This is a genomic window from Parabacteroides sp. AT13, assembly GCF_002272965.1.
GTDB classification, from domain to species: domain Bacteria; phylum Bacteroidota; class Bacteroidia; order Bacteroidales; family Tannerellaceae; genus Parabacteroides; species Parabacteroides distasonis.
This window is the reverse complement of record NZ_NQMH01000002.1, coordinates 310511-326799: the sequence shown is the minus strand read 5'-3', so window position 1 is coordinate 326799 and position 16289 is coordinate 310511. Positions and strand designations below refer to the sequence as shown.

Below are 16289 nucleotides of genomic sequence, written 5' to 3'. Positions count from 1 at the left end.
CTTATGCAGTAATGCTGCAGCACCTATGCAGTATCCTATATCTTATGAGTTTTGATAAGTACCTTATCCCCATTTTCCAGAGTAGTAGCGAAAAGATAGATAGTTCCTCCATCCGCAATTTTAGTTCGCTTACGTAACTCATCCACCGAGAGGGGGAAATTACGGACTGTGATATTCGCTTGGGGAATCTGCCTCGACAAGGTCTTACATTGTTTATTCGTAAAGGGGATCACTTCGTCTACCACAAAAGAACGTCCCGGAAAACTAGGGACAACCTCATCCGACGTATATAAATGACTGTTGACATGCAATTTATTCAATCCAAAGCGAGTGGCGACCGCTTTAAACGCACCCGCCTTCAAGATGGAAGCGTTCGGTTCGTATAAATAACGCTTGACTTCTCCACGGATGGAAGCGACAGCTTCCCGTTCTTCCACCAATGAGAACACAAACAATTCCGGCTCTTCCTCCGAAGTGAAATTCACGCAACAGATTTGAGGACTCCCGCCTTTCGAGCCTCGCTCCAACACAAACAAAAGCTCCTTACATTCATTTTTCACCGAAAGCACCTGTATGGCTGTCACATCCGGAAGCAAATCCAACGTCATATGAATATCCGCCATCGGAGATAATTTAGCGATCACCTTAGGGGCATGACCAAACAAGACAGGAACCAACTTTGTCAAATCCGGCTCGCAATCCTGCAGCGCAAAAACCCGCTTATTCCCCTCTCCCCTACGAGCCGGATCGATATAAAACACATCTATTCCATCGATCTTATCTATCAACTCCGTAGAATCGCCATTCAATACCGTTACGTTACCAACGTCTAGCACCTTGAAATTATGGATAGCCGCCTCGCAATAAGCGGGAAAGCGTTCGATATAAGTAACCTGCCGTACTTTCCGGGAGAAGAAATAGCTATCGATCCCCAATCCACCAGTCAAATCACATACATGTGCCTGTGGATCTACCAACCTCTGTTTGTACAAGGCAGTCTGTTCCGAGGAACATTGCTCCGCCGCTATCTTCGCCGGAAAAACCAGTCGATCGTTTTGATACCATGAAGGTAGTTTATCCTTGATCTGCCGCCGAGATTTTAATTGATCCACCACGAAAGGGATATCGATCCCCGGATAACGAGAGGCGGAAAGCAACAGACGATTCAAATCATCCGACGCATGTTCCTTGATAAATCGTGAAAGTTCCTCTATTTGTTCCATGCTTTGTCAACCTATACGTTCTTTAGGCAAAGTTAGCATAAAACGGCTACCTTTACCATATTCCGACTTCAATTGTATCTCACCGCCGAAACGCTGCGCTATCACTTGGCAAATCGCCAGTCCGAGTCCGGTGCCTTGCGCAAACTCATCCAATTTGCAAAAACGATCAAAAACTTGCTTCTGTTTCTCCTCAGGGATACCGATACCAGTGTCTTCTACATAGATATGAAGGCAGTCGCCTTTCGTACAGAAATAGTATCCCACTTCTATATAGCCCGAAGTCGTGAACTTGATGGCATTATTGATAAAATTAGACAATACTTGTTTCAGCCGATAAGGATCTACCGCCACAACCACCGGGATCTCGGGGACACGCATGCGTAGCTCTACCCCCTCGGGCATCATCAACTGGAAAGTACAATAGATTTCATTGATCAAGACATTCAAATCATGGCGATCGAAAACAAAACTCATCTTTCCAGATTCCATACGGGAAAGATCTAAAATATCATTGATCAGTTTCAATAGTAAGTCGGAGTTCGTATTAATCAACTTCACGAACTGCTCACGCTCTTCCGGCTCCAAGACCTCTTCCGAGTTCATTAAATTCGAGAAACCGACAATCGCATTCAGCGGCGTACGGATCTCATGGCTCATATTCGCCAAGAAAGCCGACTTCATCCGATCCGACTCCTCGGCTTTTTCCCTCGCAGAGATCAAGACCTCCTCCGTATCCTTGATATTTTGGATATTCAAACATAAGCCATTGATTACATACCCATCATTCGCATCCTCTAAGCTTCCGTAACGAAATTCCCACCATTGGTAACCTTTCCCGTTAAAATCGCAACGATATTGAAGGATATGATGAGAGATCGTACCCGTACAAATGAAATCAATCAAGGAGCGCAAACTCTGCCTATCGTCCGGATGAGTCATCTCGTACAGCTCATCCAAAGGAATTTCCCGGGGAGAAATATTCACATAGCTAAAGAACTCGTTGTCAAACCGGAAGGTACCAGACTGTAATTTCCAAGCGAATATATTCCCCCCTTCCAACGCTAAAGAAAGATGCTCCTTCTCTTGCTTTAAATTAGCGAGCACCGCTTTCCTTCGTCTTGCTTCCCGCCAATAGAGATAAAACAAATAACCGATCAATGCCAGCAATAAGATCACGCCCAAGGAAGAGGCGATAAAAACCCCAATCTTATACCGTTCAGAAATAGGCATATTGATGATGTGAACATTAGTAGGGACCTCCTCCTTTGAGATACCTAAACGTTGCATCTCCCCCCAATCATACAGATACTCTTTAGGACTCTCTACGATCGGAACGGAAGAGACAGGCGTACCGGAAAGAATTTTAGCCGCCAACCGAGCCTGTTCCGCCGCTTGTATGCGATTCGAGCAAAAATAGCCTCCCAGAACTTCCACGTTTATATTAAAGATTTCCCGCACCGCCGTAAATGAAGGAGTCACGAACATCTTAGACAAACCTGCGGATGTATAGTCATAACGGATATTGAAAAATACGCAATAAGGATAGGTACCATTAATATTACTCAATAAAAACTCCCCATTGGCTTTACGAAAAGGCATGAAATGAATTACATTTTTCGAAGGACGTATCGCCTTCATTCTCATCTCGGTTCTAAACGTCATGGAATCTACCTTAAAGTCCGGGTCATTTAATTGGAAAGCCAATTGATTATAATTCAATACATATCGGCTCGTATCGACCGCTTTTATCAACTCCCGGAAAGCCAACTGCCCTAAGGAGGTCTTATCATAATTGATATAAATGCGAGACTTTCCCATTTGCTGATCGATCAAACGAAGGTTTTCCTTATAATCAATCTTGTCCCAACTACCTGTTACGTTCGGATATTTTTCCAGCAAATCCCAATTAGGGAAATTGACGCCAGAGAAAACAACCGGAACTTTCTTTACAAAAGGATGGCCGCATTTCATCAACGTATAGGTAGCCTGATCATCATTCACCAATATGATGTCGGGCTTCCAAAGACGTATCGTATCGATAAAGTTATACATCCGTTCCTCTTCCTCCTCAGCCATATAGCACTCACAATCGAGATAAAACGTGCGGATGTCCGCATTCACCCGGTTTTTTCTCAGTTCTTTCCGGATATCCGAGTTTAATTCCAGATAGTTCTTGTCATCCCACCGAAAAGATTGGATCACAAGCACACGGCTCCGCTTCGCCTCGGGTTTGCACCCCAACGCCAATAAGAGCAGAATAAAAACACCCCCGGCATAATTTAAAAATCTCATGTCCAAACTTTAAACAGTAAATGTGACAAAAGTACGACTATTTTCAGTATTCACATTCATTAGCTGTATCTTTCTTTCCTTTCATCCCTTCTAAAATGAATAAATAAATCTTTTATAGGGATTGTCAAGGAAAAGCCGTATATTTGTCCATTGGTTGAAAACCTTGTAAACTGTATATTAACAAGATTAATTCTATTAGTAAATGGGAAGAGTATTAGTTATTGGTGCAGGGGGCGTAAGTACCGTTGCTGTTAAGAAAATAGCGATGAATGCGGATGTCTTCACGGATATCATGGTAGCTAGCCGTACGAAAAGTAAATGCGACAAGATCGCCGCCGATATCAAGAACGTAAAAGTGCAAACCGCACAGGTAGACGCAGATAACGTGCAAGAGCTTGTTGCCTTGTTTAACGCCTTCAAACCGGATTTGGTGGTAAATCTGGCCTTACCTTATCAAGACTTGCATATCATGGATGCTTGTCTGGAATACGGCGTTAGCTATTTAGATACGGCCAACTACGAACCGCTTGATGAAGCCAAATATCAATACAGCTGGCAATGGGCCTATAAAGATCGTTTCGAGAAAGCCGGTCTTACCGCTATCTTGGGATGTGGTTTCGATCCGGGGGTTACCGGCGTATATACAGCCTATGCGGCAAAGCATCATTTCGACGAGATACACTATCTGGATATCGTAGACTGCAACGCAGGAGATCACCATAAGGCATTCGCTACCAATTTCAATCCGGAAATCAATATCCGTGAGATTACTCAACGTGGCAAATATTTCGAGGATGGGGAATGGAAGGAGACCGATCCGTTAAGCGTACATAAAGCCTTGAATTATCCGAATGTAGGACCGAAAGAATCGTATTTGATGTATCACGAGGAATTGGAAAGTTTGACCAAAAACTTCCCGACCCTCAAACGGGCTCGTTTCTGGATGACTTTCGGACAGGAATACTTGACTCATCTACGTGTCATCCAAAATATCGGTATGGCTCGTATCGACCCGATCCTTTACAACGGGCAGGAAATCGTTCCGATCCAATTCTTAAAAGCCGTATTGCCGAACCCGGGTGATCTGGGAGAGAATTATACTGGCGAGACTTCCATCGGTTGCCGCATCCGTGGTATCAAGGACGGTAAGGAATTAACTTATTACGTATACAACAACTGTAGCCACCATGCCGCTTATCTAGAGACAGGAGCGCAAGGTGTTAGTTATACCACCGGTGTTCCCGCCATGATCGGCGCCAAATTATTTATGCAAGGCATTTGGAAGAAACCGGGAGTATGGAATGTAGAGGAATTCAATCCGGACCCATTCATGAAAGAGCTAAATGAGCAAGGTTTGCCTTGGCATGAATTGTTTAACATTGACTTAGAATTGTAATATGGCAGTACAAATAGGCGATAAGGTTCCCGAGTTTTTGGGAACCGATCAAGACGGTAAAGAGGTAAAGATGAGTGACTATAAAGGGAAAAAAGTAGCGCTCTATTTCTATCCGAAAGATAACACGAGCGGTTGCACGGCGGAAGCATGCAGCTTACGTGACGGCTATCAAGCCTTACAAGCGAAAGGCTTCGAGATCATCGGAGTAAGCAAAGATAGCGCCAAATCGCATCAAGGCTTTATACAAAAGCAAAACTTACCTTTCCGTTTAATAGCGGACACAGACACGACCTTACAAGAACAGTTTGGTGTGTGGGCTGAGAAAAAAATGTACGGACGTTCATACATGGGGACTCTCCGGACCACCTTTATCATTAACGAGGAAGGTATTGTTACTAATATCATCGGGCCGAAAGAGGTGAAGACAAAAGACCATGCAAATCAAATCCTTAATTTATAAGGGACACATATGGCAAAAGAAGAAAATTTGTTCGAAGAAAAAGCGAAAGAAGAAGGTGGTAAACCAGCCGCTAACACGGATAAGCTAAAGGCTTTACGTGCGGCAATGGATAAAATCGAGAAGAACTACGGAAAAGGTTCGATCATGAAACTAGGCGATGAAAACATCGAGGATATCGAGGTGATACCGACAGGCTCTATCGCTTTAAACGCAGCGCTGGGCGTAGGCGGATATCCGAAAGGACGTATCGTCGAGATCTATGGTCCGGAATCTTCCGGTAAGACAACCATAGCGATCCATGCGATCGCCGAGGCTCAGAAAAAAGGAGGTATCGCCGCATTTATCGATGCGGAGCATGCTTTTGACCGTTTCTATGCTGAAAAGTTAGGCGTTGATGTAGAGAACCTATGGATCTCCCAGCCGGATAACGGTGAGCAGGCCTTGGAAATAGCCGAGCAATTGATCCGTTCATCCGCCGTAGATATCATTGTTATCGACTCCGTAGCCGCATTGACTCCTAAAGCCGAGATTGAGGGCGATATGGGAGACAGCAAGATGGGTCTGCAAGCTCGTCTAATGTCGCAAGCCCTTCGTAAGTTGACGGCCGCAATCAATAAGACGAATACGACCTGTATCTTCATCAACCAATTGCGTGATAAGATCGGTGTAATGTTCGGAAACCCTGAAACGACGACAGGTGGTAACGCATTGAAATTCTATGCTTCTGTCCGTTTGGATATCCGTAGTATTGGAAAGCTGAAAGATGGTGACGAGATCAAGGGAAACCAAGTGCGTGTGAAAGTTATAAAAAACAAGGTGGCTCCTCCATTCCGCAAGGCAGAGTTCGATATCATGTTCGGTCAAGGTATCTCCCGTTCCGGAGAGATCATCGATCTTGGTTCTGAACTGAATATCATCAAGAAGAGCGGTTCATGGTACAGCTACAATGATACCAAATTGGGACAGGGTCGTGATGCGGCAAAACAATGTGTCGAGGACAATCCCGAATTGGCAGACGAATTATCCGAATTAATATTTGAGGCATTAAAAGCCAACAAGTAATTTGCGGGGGCGGGCAAACCCCGCCCCTATACGAAATTGTAATGAGTAATAAAGACAAATATCGTTTACTTTGCAATACTGAAAAAAATATACCGATCTTCTCACATGACTGGTGGTTGGATACGGTTTGCGGAGAAAAAAAATGGGATGTCTTGCTTATAGAACAAAAGGGAAGGATACAGGCAACCCTCCCCCTTTACGTCCCCCATTCCGATATTGTCTCAATGCCTTCTTACACCCAAACGATGGGCCCTTGGTTCGCCGCAAGTTCCTCCGACACGAAATATACGACCGAGTTAGGACGACGTCAAGAACTATGCAAACAATTCACGGAAGAACTAAAACGCTATCCGCACTTCCTGCAAAATTTCAATTATGACATTACGGATTGGCTTCCGTTTTATTGGGCGGGATATAACCAAACGACACGTTATACCTATTTATTAAAAAATATCCGGGATCATCAAGCGGTATGGGAGAATATGAGCCCCAATATCCGGCGAAATATTGCGAAAGCGCAGAATAAATACCATATATCCGTAAAAAAAGGGATTCCTTTGAATGAGTTCCTAGCTGTACAAGCCCAAACATTTGATCGCCAGCATGTACGAATCAAGGAAGACACGAATGTACTGAAAGACTTGATCGCCACTTGCCGGCAAAGAGGACAAGGTGATTTATGGGGAGGTTATGATGAGCAAGGCCATTTACATGCGGCCGCTTTCATCGTATGGCAAGATCGATCGGCTTACTATCTCGCAGGAGGAGGAAATCCGGCCTATAGAGGTTCCGGAGCGCAAAGCTACGTCCTGTGGGAATGTCTTCATTTCGTTTCTCAATTTACGACGGTATTTGATTTCGAAGGGTCTATGCTACCCGGAGTAGAACGTTTCTTCCGCGAGTTCGGAGCTATCCAAACCCCATTTTTCACAATATCTAGGGGGAAATTGAGTTTATTAGACAGAGCACGCATTAAACTAAGCAAATGGGTATGAAAAATCGCACTTTACATTATATAATACGTTTTCTTGTAGGAGATGATGTCCCTAGCGAACTGGTGGAAACGATCGGGTACACGGCTGATCCCAATAAATTCGACCGATATAACGTCGTTATCATTCCATCCGGCTTCTTTGATGGACAAACATACGGGACTCCCGCTTCCTTACCGGAACTCCCCTTGCAAGAGGTTCAAGGTATCCCCTTGTTATTCGGCTCGCCGAAAGAGGAATGGATAAGAGATACATGGGTGGTTCATGCCGATATCATTGCAAGTACTTATTTTCTCATTTCCAGATACGAGGAGATGGTACGGCGTGGACTTCGGGATGAGCATGGAAGATTTCCCGGTAAAGAGTCCTTGCCCTACCGGGCCGGTTTCCTGCATCGTCCGATCGTGGATGAATATCGCATGCTGCTTCATCGTTGGCTGCGCCAATCCCGGTTACGTGTACCCGAGGTAAAAAAGCAAATCCGGAAGATCTACCTCACGCACGACGTAGATTCTCCGACTCTATATCGTTCGTGGAAAGGTTTGATACGGTCTATTAGAGATAGAAGAGGTTTATATAAATCCTTTCAAGGTAAATTCGGTTCCCTTGAGAAAGACCCGTTTTATACCTTCCCTTGGTTTTTCCGCCAGAATAGTATCCTTCAGGACTTGATCGGGAAGGAACAATGTCACCCTATCCTATTTATCCGGAACGGGGGGAAAGCCAAGCACGACAAACCTCATTACGATTTGAGGAATAAAGATATTCGTAAATTGATAAAAAGTGCTCTAGAGCATAATGTAACTATTGGTTTGCATAGTAGCTACCAAGCGGGTACGACTCCCAGCCTTATCCGGAAAGAGAAAACCGGTCTGGAAGATCATATCGGTAAAAATGTTCGGTTCAACCGTCATCATTTCTTGGCAATCCGGGAACCGGAAGATATGGACCAAATAGAGGCTGCTGGGGTTACGGACGATTTCACCATGGGGTACGCCGATGTCTCTGGATTCCGGTTAGGGACTTGCTACCCGGTTCGTTGGATCAATCCGATCACCCGCCGGCTATCTCCTCTCCGACTACATCCGCTTATTATAATGGATTGTACCCTAGAGGAGGAGAAATATATGGGACTGGATTTTAACAGGGCTTTAACCTATTGCCGGAATTTAGTGGAACAAGTAAATAATGTAGGAGGTGAATTGGTTTTACTATGGCATAATGACTCCGTACAAGAAGGGTCCGGAAGTTATTTACGTAAATTATACGCCCAGCTATTAAAAGAATTAGCGAAGCAGTGAAAACAATAAAATCCCTGTATTCAAATAAATCAGAAAGAATGATTACTAATTGTAAAAATATTTTAGTCCTCGCCCCTCATACGGATGATGGGGAACTTGGGTTGGGGGGAACTATCTCACGCCTGATAGAAGATGGTAAAAAAGTGACCTATGTGGCTTTCTCCACCGCACAGCAATCGGTTCCCGAGGGTTTTCCGAAAGATATCTTGAAGACAGAGGTCAAGCAAGCGACCCAGACCTTAGGTATAGAACCGGAAAACCTAATCATATACAATTACGAAGTAAGAAAACTGGGATACGCAAGACAAGAGATATTAGAGGAGTTAATACGCCTGAAAAAAGTATCCGATTTTGACCTAGTCTTCATCCCTAGCTTGCACGACATCCACCAAGATCATACGACGATCGCCCAAGAGGGTCTACGGGCGTTCAAAAACACGAATATATTAGGTTATGAGTTAATCTGGAACAACCTGACATTCAATACACAATGTTTTGTAAGGCTGGAAGAACGCCATATCGACGCAAAGGTAGAATCATTGAAAGCCTATAAATCGCAAGGAGCGAGAGATTATCTATCCAAGGACTTTATCTATTCATTAGCGAGAGCACGGGGTGTCCAAGCGGGATGTACCTATGCGGAAGCGTTTGAAGTCGTTCGTCTATTCTTATAACACTGATTGAATCCATGAATAAACTCCTTATCATATGTGATATGTTCCCACCCGCTTTCGCCCCCAGAATGGGATATCTATGCAAATATTTGACACGCATGGGATGGGAAGTTACCGTAGTGACAGAATACATAGAAGACAATACATTCGAATTCCTTACGGGGTATGCGGACGTGTATTGCGTCCGCTACTACAAAGCATCAGGAAAGATCTCAAAGCATATCGAATGGATGTGGGTCATGTTTCTAGACATCTTGTTTGGTTATAAAGACATGAGAATAATCAACGCATGCATCCCCTTAATAAAGACCAACCAGTACAAGGGGATATTGTGTAGCACATACCGCACCTTTCCTTTAACCGCGGCCAAGACGTTAGCGATCCATACCAACCTCCCTTTCGTCGTGGATTTACGAGATATTATCGAGCAATATGCCTCCAACGAATATATATCGCATAAATTCCATACATTTTCATGGTTAGACGCATTCATCACAAAGCGATTTCGCAAACGGTTACTTAGAAAGCGAAATAACGCTTTGGAGGTAGCGGATTGTGTCACGACCGTATCGCCTTGGCATGTGGAGGTACTCAAACAATATAATCCCAACGTAAGACTGATTTATAATGGATTCGATCCTGAGTTGTTCTATCCGCAACAAATCAAGACCTCCCGGTTTATCATTACCTATACCGGACGGTTGTTAAGTTTAGCGATCCGAAATCCGGAGTTATTATTTGCGGCCATCGCCCGTCTTACGGAGGACAAGATCATTATCCCCGAAACTTTTCGAGTTGTATGGTATACCGATCAAGAGTCCCGCTCCATCATCCGCCAAGAGGCCGAACGACATGGGGTGCAATCTTTCATGGATTACCATGAGTATGTACCGGCATCCGATATTCCCCTCATCTTGAACAAAAGCTCGGTGCTGCTTTCCTTGACGAATAAGTTTGACACGTCTGGTCCAAAAGGCTTCATGACAACTAAGTTCTTTGAATCGCTTGCGGTAGAAAAACCCATCTTATGCGTACAAAGTGACGAGGCTTACCTCGCCGAAGCCATCAAGGAGACCCATTCCGGACTGGCCGCAACCCGGGTAGACGAGGTGTACGATTTCTTGAAACATTACTATGAGGAATGGCAGGAAAAAGGATATACGACCTCGCCCGTCAATCGGGATAAGCTATCGAATTATTCCCGGAAAGAACAAGCTAGCCAATTTGCGCATATATTTGAGGAGATTTAAGCAGATGGATAAATACCTCAACATAGTATCGTTCAATATACCTTATCCCGCCAATTACGGAGGGGTTATTGATGTGTATTATAAACTGGAAGCCTTGCGTGCTTGCGGCGTGAAACTCATATTACATTGTTTCGAATATGAACGTCCGCACGCGCCGGAATTAGAAAGCATTTGCGACAAGGTTTTCTATTATAAACGCCGTACCGGGGTAATCGCTAATTTAACATGGCTCCCTTACAATGTATATAGCCGTAAAGATCATCGCTTGATCGAGAATCTTTTACAAAATGATTACCCGATCTTATTTGAGGGCCTCCACTCCTGTTATTATATGAACGATCCCCGTTTAAGAAACCGGATGAAGATATTCCGGGAGTGCAATATCGAGCACGATTATTATCGCCACTTGGCAAAGTCTGGCAAAGGATTGGTTCGCAATGCCTTTTTCAAGATCGAGGCCATGCGCTTCCAAGCCTATCAGAAAGTAGCACGGTACGCAAATCTGATAATCGCCGTATCCACGACAGACGCAGACTATTTACGAAAACAATTTCCCAATCAAAGGATCGAGTTCGTTCCTTGTTTCCACGAGAATAACCGGATTACGGCCGAACCGGGAAAATCCGATTATATTTTATATCATGGCAAGTTATCCGTTATCGAGAATGAACGAGCCGTGTTATTTCTCACCAAGCATGTTTTCAGCCAATTAAAACATACCTGCATAATAGCGGGCATGAACCCGACCCGTTTGATACGAGAGGCAGCCGCTCCTTACCCACATATAAAAGTAGAAGCAAATCCCAGTAAGGAACGTATGGACGCATTGATCCACAACGCACAAATTCATATGCTAATCACATTTCAAGATACCGGCCTAAAACTAAAGCTTTTGAACAGCTTATTCGCCGGAAGGCATACGATTGTCAATCATCTCATGCTAGCGGGTAGCGGATTAGATCCTTTATGCCATATCGCCGATACGCCGGATGAGATGATACGGGCTTGCGAACAATTAATGGCCCTACCTATAGATAAAGAGGCGATAGATAAACGAAAACAATTATTGTTCCCTGCTTTTTCTAATGAAGATCAGGGGATACGTTTATACAAGATGATATATGATGAAAGAGAATAGAAGTGATTTATTACATACATTAACCGAACGTTTGAAAGCGATCGACTATAATAAATTACCTATCAGCGATTATAATAAGCGATACATCGGCAACTTAAAGCCGGCGTTAAGCTATTTCATGCATATATACGCAGATTGCCTACAAAGAGGACTTCAAGCGATACAAACCCCTATCTCCGATGTCACGCTAATCGATTATGGAGGAGGAACCGGCTTCCTTAGTATTCTGGCGAAATCCATAGGAATAGGACAAGTTATTTATATTGATCTTAACCCATCTTCCGTGGAGACGATCCAGCTATTGAAACAAATAATAGGAATAGGCCCCGATACCATACTCCATGGAGATTCAGATGTTCTTGCGGACTGGTGCGCAAGGAACAAAGTCTCCCCCCAACTTTTAATCGCTACGGACCTGATAGAACATGTCTATGATTTATCTTTGTTCTTCAAGGATTTAATCCATATAAACGATTCCATGTATCTACTATTCACGACAGCCTCTACACCATTCAACCCGTATGTCCAACAACGGTTACATAAGATGATGATCGGATGCGAAAGTGGATCTTTGGAATCCCCCAACTATTATACATTACGAGAGCAATTCATAACGAAACTTTGCCCGGCTTTCTCCCCAAAAGAAGTAGAGACATGGGCCCGGCAGACTAGAGGCTTGACCTATCCCGATATCCAAAAAGCGATCGAGAAAAAGAGTTTACCAAGCCCGGAAGACCCATACAATACTTGCGATCCGGCTACAGGTAATTGGGCCGAACGAATCCTTCCCATACAGACTTATGAGGACTTATTGGCACCCTACCAGTTCAAGCTTAAAGTAGAGAAAGGATTTTATAACGCAGACCGAAACAACCCAGTTCTTTCTTTGATATGCAAAGGTATCAACGCATTGATCCGCAACAGCGGCTCCTTTGGTTTTCTATTGGCACCATTCATCATTCTCTCCTGCGGCAAGGAGCGAGCAGATGCCATCTAGAACATATTCACGGGTCAAGTCCTCTGCTTTCAAGATTTGGTCGTTCCACTGCAATAAATCAATATCTATCGGCACACGCCCACAAGATTTATCTTCCGGCTTACGGCCGATGCAGCATTCTATATCTTTCAAGACATCCTTTATTCGCGCCGGACTCTCCTCGCTATACAAAACAGCCACTCGATTCAAAAATGTAGTTGATAATGGACAATCGATCGGTTCCGTATAAACTGGCTGAGAAAACTGTATAAAAACAAAATGAGCACGCAGCATCTCCGCCGCGCGCTCCATATTTTTCTCTTTATCCCAATTAGAGCCTAAGCACAATAGAACCCGGTTTCGTTTATTCTCCATCTCCGGCTAAAAGCGTTTAGTCATTCTTATGATTATTCAAGAATGTATTGATAAAACCGATCAACTTCACGAAAGAAGCGGAAAATTGTCCGGTATCGCTATTACGGATAGAGATAAATTTCTCCTTACCTTCCGTGGTAAATGAAACCTGATACATGATATCCCCTAAATCCCGGTTCGTCTCCTCCTCAAAGCCATAAGAGTCTTTCATCTTAAAGAAATTACATTTTTGCAGAATCGGTTTTAAAGAAGCAAACTCCTCGTCAGTCAATGTCCCCTCCATAATTTTAGGATCTCGTTTCTTGGCGAAATTATCCATATAATAATTATACTCCTCGATACGGAATGTCTTGTCACTATCAAACAGAACCATTAGTTTGTAGTTATCTACACTTTCCATACTATAACTAAAAGAGAAATCCTTCAATTCTTTTTTACAGCCTGTAAAACAAGCAGACAGAAGAACCAATAAGGTGGTGAACAAAGTAATTCGTAGTTTCATTTGTCTAAAGTTGAAATTTGTGGCACAAACATACATAAAATACTCGAAAAACAACCCATGGAAATAAAAAAATACCTATTAGTTGGTATTGGTGGTACGAAGTTTTCAAGCTACCTTCGCGTAACATTTAATAGGACATGAGATTATCAGAACTTCGCACAGGCGATAAAGGTGTTATAGTAAAGGTAATGGGTCGCGGAGCTTTCCGCAAACGCATTATCGAGATGGGATTTATCAGAGGGAAAGAAGTGATCGTTATACAAAACGCTCCGCTCAAAGACCCTATTCACTATCGTGTAATGGGATATGATGTCTCATTGCGACGCTCGGACGCCGCATTGATCGAAGTCGTTAGCGCGGCGGATTTCGAGAAGGAACAAGCTACCTCGGTACAAGATACGAACAGGAGTGCAGACTCTTTTATCCTGCCTTCCGGCAATGAATTGCAAGCCATCGCATTACATAAAGGAAAAACAATTAACGTAGCCTTGGTTGGTAATCCGAACTGCGGAAAGACCTCTCTTTTCAATTTCGCATCCGGAGCACATGAGCATGTGGGTAACTATAGCGGCGTGACCGTAGATGCCAAGGAAGGAACCTTCCAACAGAATGGCTATACATTCCGCATCGTAGATTTACCGGGTACTTACTCCCTATCCGCTTACACGCCGGAAGAATTATACGTGCGTAAGCATTTGAATGAAGAGCAACCAGACGTGGTGATCAATGTTATCGACGCATCCAATCTGGAGCGAAACCTATATTTGACCGCCCAACTGATCGATATGGACGTTCGCATGGTAATCGCCTTAAACATGTATGATGAGCTGGAACGCCATGGTAATAAATTCGATCATGAGTCCTTAGCGAAAATGATCGGGGCACCGATTATCCCGACCGTAAGTAAAACAGGCTTTGGCATAGAGGATTTGTTTAACCGTGTAATCAAGGTATACGAAGAAGAAGATCCTGTCATCCGTCATATCCATATTAATTACGGAGAGTCTTTAGAGAAAGGGATCAGCAACGTTAGGAAGACCTTGAAAAATAGCGTGGATATACCCAAAAGCTTGTCAAAGCGCTATCTATCTATCAAGCTATTAGAGGGAGACCGGGAGATAGAGACATTTATAAAAACGCTGCCCGGTGCCGAAACGATCTTCCAAGAAAGAGACCGTAATACAGCCCTAATAGAAAAGTTATTGCAAGAGGATTGTGAGACCGCATTCACGAACGCACGCTATGGCTTTATTTCCGGAGCGTTGCGTGAGACTTACGAACAAAATATGATCAAAGAGGCAACGAGTACGCAGATCATCGATCTATTCGTCACGCATAAAGTCTTAGGCTTCCCTATCTTTATCCTATTCATGTGGATCATGTTCGAGGCCACTTTCCGTTTGGGAGGCTATCCGATGGAATGGATAGAGGCATTGGTCGAGGTGATCGGTAATTTCGTGCGCAACCATATGTCGGAAGGACCTTTGAAGGATCTTCTCGTGGATGGTATCATCGGTGGCGTGGGAGGTGTTATCGTGTTCCTGCCGAATATCTTGATTCTGTATATGTTCATATCGTTCATGGAAGACTCCGGATATATGGCACGTGCGGCTTTTATCATGGATAAGATCATGCATAAGATGGGACTGCATGGAAAGTCGTTCATCCCTTTAGTGATGGGATTCGGTTGTAATGTTCCTGCTATCATGGCCTCCCGTACGATAGAGAGCCGTAATAGCCGGATGATAACGATGTTGGTAAATCCGTTGATGAGCTGTAGCGCCCGCCTGCCGGTTTATGTATTGCTGACCGGGGCGTTTTTCCCGAAGAACGCCAGCTTTGTGTTATTAGCTTTATATGTATCCGGAATCTTGCTGGCAGTTATCATGGCCCGTCTTTTCAAACGCTTCCTGTTTAACGAGGAGGATGTTCCTTTCGTAATGGAACTCCCCCCCTACCGGATGCCTACCGGCAAATCCATCATGATCCATATGTGGGAGAAAGCGAAACAATACTTGCACAAGATGGGAGGTATCATCTTGGTCGCTTCTATCATCATCTGGTTCCTTGGGTATTTCCCCAGACATTCGGAGAGCGGAGATCAGTTTGATCGCCAGATAGCGGAGATCGAAAATACGGAGTTGGATTCTCAAGAAAAAACAGATACGATAGAGGAGTTAGAACGCTTGAAGGCAATCGACCACCAACAAAATTCGTATATCGGGCGTATCGGCCAGACGATTCAACCGATCTTGGCTCCTTTAGGATTCGATTGGAAAATGAGTGTAAGCCTACTTACCGGTATGGCGGCGAAAGAAGTTGTTGTCAGCACGTTAAGCGTATTATACACGGGGAATGCCGATGATGACAGCCAAGCCCTGTCGGAGCGTTTGAAGCAAGACCGTAACGCGGAAGGTAATTTGGTATTCACACCGCTCATAGCGATTAGCTTAATGCTTTTCGTCTTGATTTATTTTCCGTGCATAGCGACTATATCGGCTATTGTCAACGAGTCTGGCTCATGGAAATGGGGTATATTCGTTATCATTTATACTTGTGTCCTAGCATGGATCGTTTCTTTCATTGTTTATCAAACGGGGAATTTCTTTGTGGGTTTATTCAGCTAAGAACTTTCCTATGTTTTATTT

At 43.9% G+C, this 16289-nt stretch carries 14 protein-coding genes; 10 read left to right on the top strand and 4 right to left on the bottom strand.

Translation table 11 applies throughout. The features are described 5' to 3' along the window. Window positions 1–35: 35 nt before the first annotated feature. Both CI959_RS15660 and CI959_RS15655 read right to left on the bottom strand, forming a co-directional pair. A complete protein-coding gene (locus CI959_RS15660; RefSeq protein ID WP_008780427.1) occupies window positions 36–1223 on the bottom strand; it encodes a class I SAM-dependent methyltransferase in 1188 nt (395 codons plus the stop codon). 6 nt (window positions 1224–1229) lie between these two features. Further along, the gene (locus CI959_RS15655) at window positions 1230–3515 is read right to left on the bottom strand and encodes an ATP-binding protein (protein WP_008780426.1); all 2286 of its coding nucleotides are present in this window, start codon (window positions 3513–3515) and stop codon (window positions 1230–1232) included. Window positions 3516–3717: 202 nt separating this feature from the next. On the opposite strand from CI959_RS15655, the gene CI959_RS15650 reads away from it, so the two are divergent. The 9 genes from CI959_RS15650 to CI959_RS15610 are packed head-to-tail and all read left to right on the top strand — an operon-like array spanning window position 3718 to window position 12785. Continuing rightward, window positions 3718–4911 carry a saccharopine dehydrogenase family protein gene (locus CI959_RS15650; protein WP_005856184.1) on the top strand — a complete coding sequence of 398 codons (1194 nt, stop codon included), beginning with the start codon at window positions 3718–3720 and terminating at the stop codon, window positions 4909–4911. 1 nt (window position 4912) lies between these two features. Then, the gene (gene bcp / locus CI959_RS15645; protein WP_005856182.1) at window positions 4913–5371 is read left to right on the top strand and encodes a thioredoxin-dependent thiol peroxidase; all 459 of its coding nucleotides are present in this window, start codon (window positions 4913–4915) and stop codon (window positions 5369–5371) included. Between the two features lie 9 nt (window positions 5372–5380). Then, entirely contained in the window at window positions 5381–6433 is a 1053-nt protein-coding gene (gene recA, locus CI959_RS15640) for a recombinase RecA (protein ID WP_005856173.1), read from the top strand. 41 nt (window positions 6434–6474) lie between these two features. Continuing rightward, window positions 6475–7428: a GNAT family N-acetyltransferase gene (locus CI959_RS15635; RefSeq protein WP_005868142.1), complete on the top strand. Its 954-nt coding sequence runs from the start codon at window positions 6475–6477 to the stop codon at window positions 7426–7428. Further along, complete coding sequence (locus tag CI959_RS15630) at window positions 7419–8726, top strand: polysaccharide deacetylase family protein (protein WP_009017846.1); 1308 nt, start codon at window positions 7419–7421, stop codon at window positions 8724–8726. Before CI959_RS15635 ends, CI959_RS15630 begins: the two co-directional genes overlap by 10 nt. Before the next feature lie 38 nt (window positions 8727–8764). Then, window positions 8765–9400, top strand: coding sequence for a PIG-L deacetylase family protein (locus CI959_RS15625; RefSeq protein WP_005868139.1), 636 nt, complete (start codon window positions 8765–8767; stop codon window positions 9398–9400). 14 nt (window positions 9401–9414) lie between these two features. Next, window positions 9415–10650, top strand: a complete 1236-nt coding sequence (locus CI959_RS15620) for a glycosyltransferase (RefSeq protein WP_095231481.1) — start codon at window positions 9415–9417, stop codon at window positions 10648–10650. A gap of 4 nt (window positions 10651–10654) precedes the next feature. After that, complete coding sequence (locus tag CI959_RS15615) at window positions 10655–11788, top strand: mannosyltransferase (RefSeq protein ID WP_057316493.1); 1134 nt, start codon at window positions 10655–10657, stop codon at window positions 11786–11788. Continuing rightward, on the top strand, window positions 11772–12785 hold the full coding sequence (locus CI959_RS15610) for a class I SAM-dependent methyltransferase (protein ID WP_005856160.1): 1014 nt from the start codon (window positions 11772–11774) through the stop codon (window positions 12783–12785). Before CI959_RS15615 ends, CI959_RS15610 begins: the two co-directional genes overlap by 17 nt. On the opposite strand, the gene CI959_RS15605 is transcribed toward CI959_RS15610, so the two are convergent. After that, complete coding sequence (locus CI959_RS15605; protein WP_005856158.1) at window positions 12729–13139, bottom strand: 2-amino-4-hydroxy-6-hydroxymethyldihydropteridine diphosphokinase; 411 nt, start codon at window positions 13137–13139, stop codon at window positions 12729–12731. The genes CI959_RS15610 and CI959_RS15605 overlap by 57 nt on opposite strands. Window positions 13140–13155: 16 nt before the next feature. Next, window positions 13156–13641 (bottom strand): hypothetical protein, encoded by a 486-nt coding sequence (locus CI959_RS15600; RefSeq protein ID WP_005856155.1) that lies wholly within the window; start codon window positions 13639–13641, stop codon window positions 13156–13158. Between the two features lie 137 nt (window positions 13642–13778). Here CI959_RS15600 and feoB point away from each other — a divergent pair, with 137 nt between their 5' ends. Next, window positions 13779–16268, top strand: coding sequence for a ferrous iron transport protein B (gene feoB / locus CI959_RS15595; protein ID WP_008780422.1), 2490 nt, complete (start codon window positions 13779–13781; stop codon window positions 16266–16268). Window positions 16269–16289: the final 21 nt, after the last annotated feature.

Excerpts from the sequence above, each read along its gene's own strand:
- CI959_RS15660 (WP_008780427.1), bottom strand. The coding sequence starts at position 1,223 with ATGGAACAAATAGAGGAACTTTCACGATTTATCAAGGAACATGCGTCG.
- CI959_RS15655 (WP_008780426.1), bottom strand. The coding sequence starts at position 3,515 with ATGAGATTTTTAAATTATGCCGGGGGTGTTTTTATTCTGCTCTTATTG.
- CI959_RS15650 (WP_005856184.1), top strand. The coding sequence starts at position 3,718 with ATGGGAAGAGTATTAGTTATTGGTGCAGGGGGCGTAAGTACCGTTGCT.
- bcp (WP_005856182.1), top strand. The coding sequence starts at position 4,913 with ATGGCAGTACAAATAGGCGATAAGGTTCCCGAGTTTTTGGGAACCGAT.
- recA (WP_005856173.1), top strand. The coding sequence starts at position 5,381 with ATGGCAAAAGAAGAAAATTTGTTCGAAGAAAAAGCGAAAGAAGAAGGT.
- CI959_RS15635 (WP_005868142.1), top strand. The coding sequence starts at position 6,475 with ATGAGTAATAAAGACAAATATCGTTTACTTTGCAATACTGAAAAAAAT.
- CI959_RS15630 (WP_009017846.1), top strand. The coding sequence starts at position 7,419 with ATGGGTATGAAAAATCGCACTTTACATTATATAATACGTTTTCTTGTA.
- CI959_RS15625 (WP_005868139.1), top strand. The coding sequence starts at position 8,765 with ATGATTACTAATTGTAAAAATATTTTAGTCCTCGCCCCTCATACGGAT.
- CI959_RS15620 (WP_095231481.1), top strand. The coding sequence starts at position 9,415 with ATGAATAAACTCCTTATCATATGTGATATGTTCCCACCCGCTTTCGCC.
- CI959_RS15615 (WP_057316493.1), top strand. The coding sequence starts at position 10,655 with ATGGATAAATACCTCAACATAGTATCGTTCAATATACCTTATCCCGCC.
- CI959_RS15610 (WP_005856160.1), top strand. The coding sequence starts at position 11,772 with ATGATGAAAGAGAATAGAAGTGATTTATTACATACATTAACCGAACGT.
- CI959_RS15605 (WP_005856158.1), bottom strand. The coding sequence starts at position 13,139 with ATGGAGAATAAACGAAACCGGGTTCTATTGTGCTTAGGCTCTAATTGG.
- CI959_RS15600 (WP_005856155.1), bottom strand. The coding sequence starts at position 13,641 with ATGAAACTACGAATTACTTTGTTCACCACCTTATTGGTTCTTCTGTCT.
- feoB (WP_008780422.1), top strand. The coding sequence starts at position 13,779 with ATGAGATTATCAGAACTTCGCACAGGCGATAAAGGTGTTATAGTAAAG.